Here is a 13029-nt window from a genome sequence, read left to right as displayed (position 1 = left end):
CTCCAAGAACCGATCAGCTGACGCCGACCAGCTCCCGCGCGGACAGCGCGTCGACGGCGTCGCGGGCGGCCGATCCGGGGTCCACGGTGTACACCACCAGCAGCTGATCCGCCTCACCCGGCAGGTTCAATGTCTCGTATCCGAATTCGATCCGGCCGACCACAGGATGCTGAATCAGCCTGTTGCCGTGCGAACTACCCGCCGGGGGTTGGATCGACCAGATGCGATGGAACACCGGGTTGCCCGCGGTGAGTTCGTCGATGAGCGAGGTCAGTCGGCGATCACGCGGGCAGCGGGTCACCTGGCGACGCAGGTAGGCGGCGGTCTCCGCGGCGACCGGCTCCCAGTCGGGATAGAAGATGCCCGCGGCGGGGTGCAGGACGGTGAAGCGAGCCAGATTACGTTCGGATTCGGCATCCGCGAAACCGAATACCTTCTCGCCCAAGGCATTCCAAGCCAGAGCTTCCATGTGGCGGCCGAGCACGAACGCGGGGGTCGTGATCGAGTCGAGCAGCAATCGGGTGCCGGAGCGAATCGTCGGGGCGTAGTTGTAGTCGGGGTCGGCGGGGCGGACCAGCGTGTAGAGGTGGTCGCGTTCGGCAGCGTCGAGGCGCAGGGCCCGGGCGACGGAGTCGAGCACCGAATCGGGGAATTCCTCGCCGCGACCCCGCTCCAGCCGGGTGTAGTAATCCACGCTCATCCCGGCCAGCTGGGCGACTTCCTCGCGTCGTAATCCGACCATCCTGCGGCGACCGTATTCGCTCAGTCCGACGGCGGCAGGTTGGATGCGGGCTCGCCGGGTCCGAAGGAACTCGCCGAGAGCGGGTGACGACATGGCAGCCAGCGTAGAAGGTAGATGCGGGCTCGTGTGCATCGCATCTTGCGAAGGGATTGTTCGACCGGTTAACGGGGTGCGGCGGGGCGGCGAAATACCAGGTAACACCACGTCGAGGGAGGACGCCGAAGTGTTGATTCGATCCGCACTCATCATCTCCGGGGCCGCGCTGGCCGCCGGATTCCTGGCAGGCGGGCAAGCCGCCGCCCAATCGGGACTCGGCGATTACACACCGGTCGACCCCGCCGAATACCAGGTCAGCGAACCCGAATACGCGGGCAGCGTCTTCTTCACCACGCCCGACGGACGGCACTGCGCCATCTACTGGAACAACGGCCCGGCCGGGTGTGACGCTGTCCCGATCGACGCGCCCGCCGGCACCGACCAGCTCCGGGTGGGAATCTTCGAAGCGGCGCACTTCGTCGACGCCGACAGCCCGATCTTCACCCACCCGGCCGCGAAGGTGCTCCCCGAAGGTCACCGCATCACACGGGAGAACACCACCTGCGGCGTCGGGTATCAGGGGACGGTGAGCTGCGAGGTCGGCGAGCACGGCTTCACGCTGTCGGCCACCTACAGCGTGCTGCGCTGACCCGTTTTCAACTGCTCGATCACCGCGGTGATGCTCTGTGCACCGTGCCCGGCCGCGACCGCACGGCTCAGCAGCTCGTGCATCGGGGCGTGCCAGGACACGTCGACGCCCGTTTCTGCGCCGAGCCGCGCTTCGTCGGCGGCGGCGGTGTGGAACAGCTCGACCGACGAGCCGAGACGGGTGTAGTCCTCGTCGTCGATTTCGCCCGCCAGGACCGGCAGCAGCGACTCGATCATCTGCAGCCACTTCACCGAATAGGGCACCATCGTCGAGGCGGGAAGCCCGCGGGAAGCCAGCACCGCCGCGCCCTCGAAGAAGCCGAGGAGCGCCGGGAGCAGGGTCGCGCCGACTGCGGATTCGTAGAGCGCGGCCAGATCCGGTTCGGCGCCGAGGTATTCGAGTTCGCCACCGAGAACGCGCAAGGTGGCGGCGTGGGTGTCGAACACGTCGCGATCACCGCCGAAATACAGCAGCGTGTTCGGATCGCCCACGGCCGCAGGCACATTCTTGATCGCGCCACCGAGAAAGCGGGCGCCCTCGCACCGTGCGAACCGGGCGAATCCCCGTGCTTGGTCGGGTGTTCCGCTGTTCAGGGTGATGAGATCGCGACCGGCCAGCCCGTCGACGCCGAGCAGGCTGTCGCGCGTGGCGGCGAAGGTGGTGAGGCAGGAGATGAGCACCGGGCTCGCGGCGACGGCATCGGCGATGTCGGGGTGCGCGGTCGCGCCCGCGGCCGCCGAGGCCGCCGTGCGTTCGTGGCTGCGGTTCCAGACCTGGGTGCGGTAGCCCGCGGCGAGGAAGGCGCCGGCCAGCGCGCTGCCCATCGATCCGGTGCCGAGCACCGTCACCGATTCCTTGATCATCTCGACTCCTGTCCTGGCGGGGTGATCGGACGATCTCCCCGGACCGAGTGTCGATTCGGGCCCGCACGCGGACAAGTACGCACTTTCGCCATCAGTTGCGCACCGGCAGGTAAGCGACCAGGTGACAGGTATCGGGGTCAGCGGCACTGTGCCTGGTGTCACCGGCGGGGAAGCGGGGTCCGGATTTATGAACGTTGCCAATGCGAGGACGAGGATGCCTGTGGCTCGCGCCGCACAGTCGTAGAGTCTGGGTATGTCGGACCCCGAGATGACCGAGTTGGTGCAGCGCAGCGTCGAAGAGGCGCTGCTCGGTGGACCGCGGCGGTATACGCGCACGCAGGTGGCCGAGCAGTCGGGAGTGCCGGAGGCGGAGTCGCGGCGGCTGTGGACGGCGCTGGGATTTCCGGCCAATGAGGACGATCAGGTCGACTTCACACAGCTCGACATCACGGCGGTCACCAACTTTCGGAGCATGAAAGTTGTTCCCGCGTCGAATATTCGGCAGCAGGCCGCAGCTGCTCGGACCATCGGTCAGGGCATGGCGCGGCTGGCGGAGTGGCAGGCCGACCTGGTGCTGGCCGAGATCAAGGCGCGCGTCGTCGCGGGCGATCCCACGATTCCGCTGGCGGAACGGGTCAGTGCCGCAACAGAATCCACCATGGCGAGCATCGAGCAGTTGCAGTCGTATGTGTGGCGCAGGCACCTGGCGGCAGCGGTCGCCAGATCGAACGAGACGCAGGGCGAAGGCTCGATGCGGACGCTGGCGGTGGGATTCGCCGACATGGTCGGCTACACCAGGCTTACCAGACACCTGCACCACGACGAATTGTCCACGCTCCTCGAAGCTTTCGAGTCGACCACCACCTCGGCGATCACCGACAACGGTGGCTGGGTGATCAAGAACGTCGGCGACGAGGTGATGTTCGCCGCCGAGACCGCGACCGCGGCAGGCCACATCGCGCTGGCCATCCAGGAGTCGACCATGCTCGTCGGCGGCACCCCGGAACTGCGCGTCGCCTTCGCCTACGGCGAGGTGCTGCAACGCTTCGGCGACCTCTACGGCTCGGTGGTCAATGTCGCCGCCCGCCTCACCGGCGTCGCTCGGCCGGGCAACATCCTCATCGACGACGCCGCGGCGGACGCCCTCGACGGCCACCCCGATTTCGCCATCCGCCACCTGCGCAGCGTGCGCGTGCGCGGCTTCAACCGCCTACGCCCCCACCGCCTGCGGCAGGCATGATCGGCCCGTGCGACGTTCCGCCGCGGCGGACCGCTGACCAGCCGTCGAGCACAGCAGGCACACCATTGCCTAGGGTGTTGTAGTGGACTTGGATTGGCGCAGCGTGCGCGAGGACTACACCGTGTTCGCCGATGACGCGGTGCTCGCGTTGAACAAGCCGTCGGGGATTTCGGTGACCGGAGAGCGCCACGACACCGATCTGGTGGAGTTGGCACAGGCGGCGGGCACGCAGCTGTATCCGGTGCACCGGATCGACAAGGTGACCTCCGGGCTGGTGCTGCTGGCTACCGATCTCGCCGCCCACGGACCGCTGACCAGGCAGTTCAACAATCAGACCGCGCGCAAGGCGTATCTGGCGATCGTGTCGGGCACCGAGCTGCCCGATCGCGGTGAGATCGATCTGCCGCTGAGCGTGGGGCGCAAGAACCGGGTGCGTATCGCGGCGCCGAGGGAGGCGATCAAGCGCGAGGGTGATCGGTGGTTCGTCGAGGAGGCCGACCTGCTGCCGACGAAGAACTATCCGTCGCGGACCTTGTTCAACACGGTCGCCCGCGACGGCGATCACGCGCTTCTCGCCGTGCGGCCGGTGACCGGGCGACGCCATCAGATTCGCGTGCAGCTGGCCTGGATCGGTCATCCGATCCTGGGTGACCCGCTGTTCGACCGCACCGCCGCGCTCCCCCGCACCTACCTGCATTCCTGGAGGCTCGGCCTCGACGCCGGCTGGCTGACCCCACCGGTCCTCGACCTCGAGGCCACCCCCGGACCCGACTTCTGGGAGCCGGTGACGCGCGACCCCGACGAGGCCGCGCGACTACTCGACGCCGCGCGGCAGCTCACCGACGGTTGACCTCGACCCGGCGGCCACCGGGTGCTATTCCACGAGTCGCCAGTCGCTGTCACCCCCGTTGCGGGCGGTCACCTCGATCGTCCCCGAGTCGCCCTGCGCATCGACCGCCGTACAGGTGAAGGTGCTGCCGACCTCGACGATCTTCAGTCCCTGCCCGCAGTCCACCGTCACCGGAAAGCCCACCTGGCTCTCGACATCGGTGGTGAGTCTGTTCGCGGTCGCGGCGAGGTCGAACACGATGTCGCGGGTTATGAACTTCACCGCGCCCTCGTCGTTTTCGACCGTCACATCGACGCGTACGTCGTTGCCGCCGAGGTCGGCGACGCAGACGAAGGTGTCGCCTGCCTTCGGATCGTCGGCCAGTCGTGGGCATTTCACCGAGGAGACCTTGCGCGACATCGACACGTAGGCGTTGTCGAGCTCGGTGGTGATGTTCTTCTCCAGTTCCCCGTAATCCGGGCCGCCGATCGAGACCGACGCATTGCACCCGAATAGGGCGAGCGTCAACGGAATAGACAAGGCACTCAGTACGACTCGGGTACTGAGATGACGCACAGCATCAGTGTTGGACACATAGACAAAGTTACGCAATATCGAGCCTCGAACATACGAGAACGCTCACTCGGGTTTCCGCTAGTACATCGGCGTGCGACGCGCATCGGAACGGCCGGATCCGCGGGCGTGAAAGGTGACACAGACCACTGAACAGGTTTTCGTCCGTGGTACGGCTCATGAAGACGAAAAAACGCAGGTCATCTAGCCTGGAGAGGTGCCGATGAGTCATACCGGCGCACTCTGACGCAACGGAGCGATCCCAGAGAAGAAAGCGACTGCCGATGATCCTGGCGGCTCAGCTCAGCGATACCCACTTCGACCTCAGCGCGCGCAACACCGAACGGGTGGAGGCGGTGATGGGCTACCTGGCGGACCTGCCACGCAGGCCCGACGTCATCCTGGTGACCGGCGATATCACCGATTCCGGCACGCCGGAGCAGTACGCGCAAGCACGCCTGGCCCTGCAGGGCGGCGACATCCCCGTGTACCTACTGCCCGGCAACCACGACGACCGCGTGAACTTCCGCACCGTCCTGCTGGGCGAGCCCGCCTCGACCACCCCCGTCAACAGCGTCCACCGCGTCGGCCCGCTCACCGTCGTCATGCTCGACTCGAGCATCCCCGGCCAACCGGCCGGTCTGCTGGGCGAGGACACCTTCGACTGGCTGCGCGCGACGCTCGCCGAGACGCCCGACGGGCCCATCCTGGTGGCCCTGCACCACCCGCCCAAGCGGGTGTTCAGTCCCGTGGTCGACGTCATCGCGCTCGCCGATCCCGGCCGACTGGCCGCTGTCGTGGCGGGCGATCCCCGCATCGTCGGCATCCTCACCGGCCACGCCCACTCCCCGATCGCCACGACCTTCGCGGGCAAACCCATGATCACCGGTCCGAGCACCGCCTCGGTCCTCGGCGGCGAATGGGAACTGACGCCACCCCACCGCGTCATGGACTATGCCCCTGACCCGGCCATCGCCCTGCACGTCATCGATGAGAACTTCGGCCTCACAACGCATTTCCGCACAGTGGCGATGGGCGGCTGGCTGGCCGAGCCCCCGCCCGCCTGAGCGTCGGCGGTCGTCGGGCGCGCGGCGTGCCCGACGACCCGCGTGGGCGATGTCAGCAACCGAGGGCCGCTGCCACGGATTCACGCACGTCGGCGGCGACAACGAAGGTCTCCTCGGCGACCAGCTCGTGCAGCGACGCCTCGTCGACCGAGGCGGTGAGCGCGCCGGTCTGGGTGGACATCGCACGTAGCGCGGCGACCTTGCGGTCGAGCGCCGCGCCGCTCAGTGTGTGGTTCAGCGGGATCTCGGCCCGTGGCACGCCGAGGGGCCGAAGCGGGCTCATGTACATGTTCCATTCCTCGTAGAGCGGCATGAAGCGCGCGAGTTTCTCGGTGGACGGCACCGCGTACAGCAGTCGGCCGGGGCGCCCCGCGGATCGCCAGGCATGGGTCACCCAGCGATGGACCGCGATGTGGTCGAGGTGGAAGGTCATGCCCTCCGGTCCGAAGGTGAGCACGGTGTCGGGCCGGACTTCGGCGAGCAGGTCCGCGGCCCAGCGCTTTCCGGCCTGATCGTGCATCGGGAGCTCACCGTCGGGGAAGTCGTGGACGCGATGTTCGGTGACGCCGAGAACCGCCATCGCGGCAGCGGCTTCCCAACGACGTACCCGGCCGAGGCGTGGTGGCGGCCAGTTCACCGAGTCCTCGGTACCTCTCTCGCCGGCCGACGCGGTAGCGCAGACCACTCGTTGGTCGTTGTCGCGGGCGGCCGCCATGATTCCGGCGGCCAGGTAGGTTTCGTCGTCGGGATGGGCCCAGATCGACAGGATCGTGCCCAGTTCTTCGATTGCGATCATGGGTTCAGCGTGCGATATCGCCCTGTCAGCGGGCTGTCAGGCACCGCGCGGTCGGTGACAGCGCACGACAGCGGCGTAACAGCACGCCACCCGAGAGTGGCTCCCATGACTCAGACGATCATCGAATCCCGCACCATTCCGACCGACATGCTGGAACGGTTCCGGTCTCGCGCCGCCGCACACGACCGTGACAACACCTACTTCGCCGAGGACCTCGCCGAGCTGCGCGGCATCGGCTACCTGGCCGCGGCAGTGCCCGCCGAGCGTGGCGGCTGGGGCCTGGACCTTGCCCAGCTCGCCGCGAGTCAGCGCCGCCTGGCCGCTTACGCCCCCGCCACCGCGCTGGCGATGTCGATGCATTCGTACTGGATCGGCATCGCCGTCGAAATGGCACGGACCGGTGACGATTCGCTCGACTGGATCCACGACGAGGCGCTGGCGGGCGAGATCTTCGCGGCAGGCCATGCCGAGCCGGGCAACGACATTCCGGTACTGCTCTCGACCTGCCGGGCCCGTCGCGTCGACGGCGGGTACCGGCTCACCGGACGCAAGCAGTTCGGATCCAACGGGCCCGCGTGGAAGTGGCTGGGCGCGCACGCTCTCGATGCCGACGCCGAGGGCGGGCCGAAGGTGGTGCACGCCTTCGTGAAACGCGGATCCGACGGTGCGACGGTGGTCGAGAACTGGGACACGCTCGGCATGCGTCCGACCCAGAGTCACGACACCCAGCTCACCGACGTCTTCGTGCCCGATGTCCGAATCGGCTGTGTGATGCCTGCCGGTGATGCCGACCATCCGTTCCTGATGGGGATGACGATGTGGCCGCTGTCGCTGATCGGGGCCGTGTACCTCGGAATCGGCGACCGGGCACTGGAATTGGCGGTCGAGAACGCGCGGCGCAAGAAGTCGATGGCGATCGAGCGTGGCGCGTACGCCTACAACCCGTTCGTGCAGCACCAGATCGCGTCGATGTATCTGGAGCTCGACGCCGCCGACGCGGTGCTCACCAAGTTCACCACCGACTGGGTGAGCGGTGCCGAGCACGGGGCCGACTGGGCGCCGAAGGTGTACTCGATGAAATGGCGGGCCGTGGAAGCCGCCAAGCGGGTGGTCGATACCGCCCTCGATGTGGCGGGCGGGGCGGCGATGCTGTCCGGGAACGAGCTCGAGCGGCTCTATCGCGATGTGCGGTGTGGCGGTTTCCATCCTGGCAACGACGCGCTGACCCACGAGATGGTCGGCAAGGCGGTGCTCGGGATTCTGGGCGAGCAGCCGCGCTGGTGACTGCGACGGCCCGCAGGCTGATTCAGGTCTGCGGGCCGAGCGCGGTCAGGGTGTAGTCGAGGATCTCGTCGTTGTCGAGGTCGGCGCCGCGGCGCCGCGCACGGTCGAAGCCGTTAGCACCCAGGGCTTTGCGCAAGCGATCCGACAACTGGTCGAGAACCTCGCGATCGGATCCGAGGGGCTGATCGGCGGTGGCGGCGCGGATGGCGCCGTCGAGGACCGCCGCCTGTTCCGCGCGGCCGAGCTGGTCGAGCAGCAGCGCGATCGAGCGCAACATCACCCACTGGGTGGACCACATTCCGGCGCGCTGCCAGCCGCGGATCAGCGCGGGATAGGCCACTGCGGCCTCGGCCGTTCTGCCGGAGCGGACATCCAGGGAGGCGCGCGAGGCCCCGGCGACACCGGTCACGAAGGTGGTGCCGGTGGCTTCCGCCATCCGCAGTGCCCGATCGAGCAATTCGCGCGCCCGGTCCTGGTCGATGTCCAGAACGGCCTCACCCGCGCAATAGAGTACGTACGCCACGTAAGGGGAAGTGACGGAACCGATTTCGGCGACCAGCTCAGCCGAGCGTCGTTCCGCTGTCGGGTCGCCCGCGTAGCCGAGCAGCATGATCCAGGTCGCCATATCCATGTTCGGCGACGGCCGATCCGGGATGATCCCGGCGCGGCGATACCACTCGGCGGATTCACCGAAACGGCCGGAGAACAGGTCGCAGACACCATAGGCGCCGTAGGCGTTGTAAGGCGGGTCGTCGCAGACCGCGAGCGCGTGACCAGCTCGTTCGTAGGCACCCGGCAGGTCGCCTGCCATCCAGCGCGCGTACGACGCCGCCGCCGAGACCTCGGCGGCGAGTCGGCCGGTGGCGTCGGGATCGGCCGCGATCACGAGTTCGGCCCAGCCGAGGACATCGGGGCGCAGTCTGAGCAGGCCGTAGTCCATCAGGGCCGCGACGAGCCGGGCGGCATTCGCGGTGTCGCCGTGGTCGAGTAGCCAGTGCAGGGCGCGCTGGAGTTCGGTGATCGCGTCGTCGATCCGGGAGACGACGGTGGCCGAATAGGCGAGTTCGCGACCGGCCCGCTCGACCCAGTCGACGAAGTAGGCGGCGTGCCGGGCACCGGGGTGGTCATCGGCGCTCGCGCGTGCGGTTCGGCCGAACGTGCGCAGAGTTTCGAGCAGGGCATAGCGGCGGCCGGGCGCGCGCGAGACCAACGATCGTTCGGTGAGTTCGGTCAGTCGGTCGGCGGTCTGCCCCAGGTCGGTGCCACAGACCGCTGCCGCCGCGGCGACATCGAAAGGCCCGGAGAACACCGACAGGCTCGTAAAAGCCTCCCGCAGAGGCGGGTCGAGCAGATCCACCGACCAGGCCACCGCGGCGGCGAGCGAACCGTGTCGGGTCGCGGTGCGGTAACCGGCTGAGAGGAAGTCGAACTGACGGTCCAGTCCTGCCGCGATCTCGTCGACCTCGTGCGAATACATCCGTGCCGCAGCCAATTCGATAGCGAGCGGCAGGCCGTCCAGGCGGGAGACGATCGCGCGGACCTGGTCGAGAACAGCGGGGTCGAGGGCCAGTTCGCCGGTCGCCGAAGCGGCACGTTCGAGGAAGAGTTCGACCGCGGGGGAAGTATCGCCGCCGACCTGGAGCGGAGGCACGCGACGCACTTGTTCGCCGGCTACGCGGAGGCGTTCGCGGCTGGTGGCGGCGACCCGCACCTGTGGGCAGCGGCTCAGCAGCAGGTCGACGAGTGCGGCGATCGGTTCGATGACATGCTCGCAATTGTCCAGGAGCACCAGCATTTCCGTGGCGCCGATGACGCCGACGATGCGCTCGTCGAGCGGGATCGCGGGGCGTACGTCGATGGCCAGTGCGGCGGCGACCGCTGCGACGGCTCCGTCGGCATCGGCGCCGGCCAGTTCACACCACACCACCGAGGTATCGGTGTGCCGACGTCCCAGTTCGAGCAGCATCCGGGTCTTGCCGACGCCGCCGGGACCGACGAGGGTCACCAGGCGGGAGTCGGTGAGCAGGGCCTCGGTCTCGGCCAGCAGGTCGTCGCGCCCGACCAGGGAGGTCACCGGCAGCGGAAGTCGCTGGGACGCTTCGGCCACCCGTTCACCGGCGAGCAGCTGCTGGTAGCGCCGCTGGAGCAGTTCCGAGGGCTCGGTGCCGAGTTCGTCGGCGAGGAGTCGACGGAACTCGTCGTAGACCCGGAGCGCGTCGGCCGGTCGGCCGGTCGCCACCAACGCCTCGATCAGCAAGGCGCGCGGGTGTTCTCGCAACGGATACTCGTCGACCACCGCACGCAGCTCGGCGGCCAACCCGTCGGTCCGACCCTCGGCGAGCCGCTGAGCTGCCTCGACCTGCCCCGCTCTGACCCGAAGTTCTTCCAGCCGCGCCGATTCCGCCCGTGCCTGGTCCACCATGTCGAGTTCCGGATAGGCGGGTCCGACCCAACGCCGCAGGAGCGCGGTGGGCGACCCGCCACCGTCGAGAATCTCCCCCAACTCGTCGACATCGACCACGATCCGCTCCGGATCCAGCCGGTACCCGTTCCCCGCCGACTCGATCATCTCCGGCAGCACCCGACGCAGACGCGACATATGACTGTGCAACGCCGCCGACGGATTGTTCGGCCCACCTTCCGGCCACAACAACTCGATCGCCGCATCCACCGACACCACCGCCCCACGGCGCAACACCAGCAGGGAGAGCAACCGCCGCGGCAGCACCCCGCTGGGGGTCACCTCCGCACCATCGGGCCCCCACACTCGCAACGGCCCGAGCACGGCGCACCGATACCGCTCGGACCGGACTCCACCGGGCACTGTTCCGCCTTTCCGCGACGTCAGCGCGTCGTCCGTGGGCTCGACTGTGCGCCCTCGGCCGACGGTGTCACGAGGCCGCCGTGCGGTTGAACAGCCAGTTCATCGAGCAACTCCATCGTTCGGAGGACGACTGGATTGTAGGACTCGGAGTCCTTGATGTGCGCGCAGATCGTGCGACGCGGAGTCGGGTTGGTCAGCTCCAGCGCGCGGGCACCGGGAGGCAGGTCCGTGGCGCCGAGGCGAGGGACGACGGTGATGCCGACGCCGCGCGCCACGAATCGCAGCGCGGACGGGTAGTCGGTGGTCTCCACCACGAATCGGGGGGTGAAACCCGCTGCGGCACAGGCATTCAGCATCGCCTGCCGGCAGGGTCCGTGGCTGGTGTCGTTGTCGATCCAGCGGTACTGCTCGAGTTCGGCGACGTCGACGGTGGTGCGTGCCGCGAGCTCGTGGTCGGCGGGGACCACCACCACGTACGGCTCGGTGATCAGGTCGCGATGGGTGTAGCCGGAGACCTGGGTGGGTTTGCCGAGGCGCACCGTGAGGGCGATGTCGGGTCGGTTGTCCGCCGTCGCGGCCAGTTCGTCGACGATCCGGAGCCGGACCCTGGTGTCGGGGAATTCGTGGGTGAGGGTGGCGACCACGTCGGGCATCCAGTTGGTGCCCGCCGAACTGAACGAGTTGATCGTGAGCCGGGCGGACTTGCCCGCGCGCAGGTCCGACACCGTCGACCCGAGCGCGGTCAACTCGTCGAGCACCTTGGCGGCCTCGCCCGCGATCACCCGCCCCGCCGGGGTCGGCTCCACGCCACGACCCACCCGTTCCAGCAACCGCAAACCGGTTTCCCGCTGAAGCGCGGTGAGGTGCTGGGAGATCGCCGACGGGGAGTAGCCCAGCGTGGCCGCCGCCGCGGCCACCGAACCGGTCGCGACCACCGAACGGAAGATCATCAAGCGGTGCGTGTCGATCATGGGAACTCCTCGATTCAGTTCTACTGAATATTAGATGGCGAATACCCGCTTGTGCTTACCTCTTCACGGGTCCACCGTAGAGGAATGAAGTCACACCTGCCCGCTCTCGCCCTGGTCGCCGTGATGCTGGCCTGGGCATCGTCGTTCGTGATCATCCGCGGCATCGCGCCCTACGTCTCGCCCGCGGCGATGGCGTCAGGACGACTGCTCGTCGGCGCGATCGTGCTGGTGCTGGTGCTGGCGTTTCGCGGCGGCCGGATGCCGCGCGGCCTGGCGCTGTGGCTCACGATGACCTACGGCGCACTGTGGTTCGGGCTCTACACGGTGCTGGTGAACGCCGCCGAACAACATCTCGACGCGGGCACCACCGCACTCCTGGTGAATATCGCGCCCATCGTGGTCGCGGTGCTGGCGGGGTTGTTCCTGAACGAAGGCTTCCCGCCGCTGCTCGTCGTGGGCATCGCCGTCAGCTTCAGCGGCGCCGCGATCATCGCGTTCACCGGACCGGGGCAGCGCGACCGCGTCGGCGTGCTGCTCGCGATTGCCGCCGCCCTGCTCTACGGGATCAGCGTGGTGGCACAGAAACTCGTCCTGCGCTCCACCGACCCGCTGACCGCGACGGCCCTCGGCGCGGTGGCCGGTGCCGTCGTCTTGCTGCCGTGGGCACCGAAAATGGCGCACGAACTGGCCCAAGCACCCCTCTCCGCCACCGTGGGCGTGGTCTACCTGGGCCTGGTCTCGACCGCCCTCGCCTTCCTGCTGTGGGCCTACGCCCTCGCGCACACCCCCGCGGGAGTGACCGCGTCATCGAGCTACGCCGTCCCCGCGCTCGCCATCGTGATGTCGTGGATCTTCCTCGCCGAGGTCCCCACTCCCACCGCACTGCTCGGCGGCGCACTGTGCCTGACCGGCGTCGCGATCGCCCGTTTGCGGCCGAGTATGTTCCACCGGCGCCCGCGGACCGCACCGATACACCAGGACGACGCGGCCCCGGCGTATCGGTAGCCGCCGCTGCCGTCCGTCGGCAAACCCACACAACCTCCACATCAGCCCCACACCCGCAACCGCGGCCCCCTGGCAGACTGGACACGTGAGAGACAAGCCCGCGGGTCTGCCCAGCGGTCCCCTGCGCCCGATCGAACTGGCAAGCGGCGC

12 protein-coding genes are annotated in these 13029 nt (G+C 68.3%); 6 read left to right on the top strand and 6 right to left on the bottom strand.

Going from position 1 to position 13029, the window contains the following annotated elements; translation table 11 throughout:
* Positions 1-13 precede the first annotated feature (13 nt).
* Positions 14-835 carry a helix-turn-helix transcriptional regulator gene (locus tag QX204_RS01835; protein ID WP_301904886.1) on the bottom strand — a complete coding sequence of 274 codons (822 nt, stop codon included), beginning with the start codon at positions 833-835 and terminating at the stop codon, positions 14-16.
* Between the two features lie 130 nt (positions 836-965).
* On the opposite strand from QX204_RS01835, the gene QX204_RS01830 reads away from it, so the two are divergent.
* Positions 966-1427, top strand: a complete 462-nt coding sequence (locus tag QX204_RS01830; RefSeq protein ID WP_301904885.1) for a hypothetical protein — start codon at positions 966-968, stop codon at positions 1425-1427.
* On the opposite strand, the gene QX204_RS01825 is transcribed toward QX204_RS01830, so the two are convergent.
* Positions 1409-2290, bottom strand: coding sequence for an imine reductase family protein (locus tag QX204_RS01825; RefSeq protein WP_301904884.1), 882 nt, complete (start codon positions 2288-2290; stop codon positions 1409-1411). The two genes, QX204_RS01830 and QX204_RS01825, sit on opposite strands and share 19 nt — an antisense overlap.
* A gap of 247 nt (positions 2291-2537) precedes the next feature.
* Between QX204_RS01825 and QX204_RS01820 the strand changes: the two genes are divergently transcribed.
* Both QX204_RS01820 and QX204_RS01815 read left to right on the top strand, forming a co-directional pair.
* A complete protein-coding gene (locus QX204_RS01820) occupies positions 2538-3530 on the top strand; it encodes an adenylate/guanylate cyclase domain-containing protein (protein WP_301908227.1) in 993 nt (330 codons plus the stop codon).
* Between the two features lie 82 nt (positions 3531-3612).
* Positions 3613-4380, top strand: a complete 768-nt coding sequence (locus tag QX204_RS01815) for an RluA family pseudouridine synthase (protein WP_301904883.1) — start codon at positions 3613-3615, stop codon at positions 4378-4380.
* 24 nt (positions 4381-4404) lie between these two features.
* Here the strand turns inward: QX204_RS01815 and QX204_RS01810 are convergent, their stop codons facing one another.
* Positions 4405-4953, bottom strand: a complete 549-nt coding sequence (locus QX204_RS01810; protein WP_301904882.1) for a DUF4333 domain-containing protein — start codon at positions 4951-4953, stop codon at positions 4405-4407.
* 263 nt (positions 4954-5216) lie between these two features.
* Between QX204_RS01810 and QX204_RS01805 the strand changes: the two genes are divergently transcribed.
* On the top strand, positions 5217-5999 hold the full coding sequence (locus QX204_RS01805) for a phosphodiesterase (RefSeq protein ID WP_301904881.1): 783 nt from the start codon (positions 5217-5219) through the stop codon (positions 5997-5999).
* 52 nt (positions 6000-6051) lie between these two features.
* On the opposite strand, the gene QX204_RS01800 is transcribed toward QX204_RS01805, so the two are convergent.
* Entirely contained in the window at positions 6052-6795 is a 744-nt protein-coding gene (locus QX204_RS01800) for a PIG-L deacetylase family protein (RefSeq protein WP_301904880.1), read from the bottom strand.
* A gap of 105 nt (positions 6796-6900) precedes the next feature.
* Here QX204_RS01800 and QX204_RS01795 point away from each other — a divergent pair, with 105 nt between their 5' ends.
* Positions 6901-8079: an acyl-CoA dehydrogenase family protein gene (locus QX204_RS01795; RefSeq protein ID WP_301904879.1), complete on the top strand. Its 1179-nt coding sequence runs from the start codon at positions 6901-6903 to the stop codon at positions 8077-8079.
* A 22-nt stretch (positions 8080-8101) separates the two neighbouring features.
* Here the strand turns inward: QX204_RS01795 and QX204_RS01790 are convergent, their stop codons facing one another.
* A complete protein-coding gene (locus tag QX204_RS01790; RefSeq protein ID WP_301904878.1) occupies positions 8102-10822 on the bottom strand; it encodes an AfsR/SARP family transcriptional regulator in 2721 nt (906 codons plus the stop codon).
* A gap of 101 nt (positions 10823-10923) precedes the next feature.
* Positions 10924-11874, bottom strand: a complete 951-nt coding sequence (locus tag QX204_RS01785) for a LysR family transcriptional regulator (protein ID WP_301904877.1) — start codon at positions 11872-11874, stop codon at positions 10924-10926.
* A gap of 84 nt (positions 11875-11958) precedes the next feature.
* Here QX204_RS01785 and QX204_RS01780 point away from each other — a divergent pair, with 84 nt between their 5' ends.
* Entirely contained in the window at positions 11959-12879 is a 921-nt protein-coding gene (locus tag QX204_RS01780; protein ID WP_301904876.1) for a DMT family transporter, read from the top strand.
* The last annotated feature ends 150 nt before the right edge of the window (positions 12880-13029 follow it).

Source organism: Nocardia sp. PE-7 (assembly GCF_030486425.1).
GTDB lineage: Bacteria > Actinomycetota > Actinomycetes > Mycobacteriales > Mycobacteriaceae > Nocardia > Nocardia salmonicida_A.
This window is presented reverse-complemented; position numbering and strand designations above follow the sequence as displayed.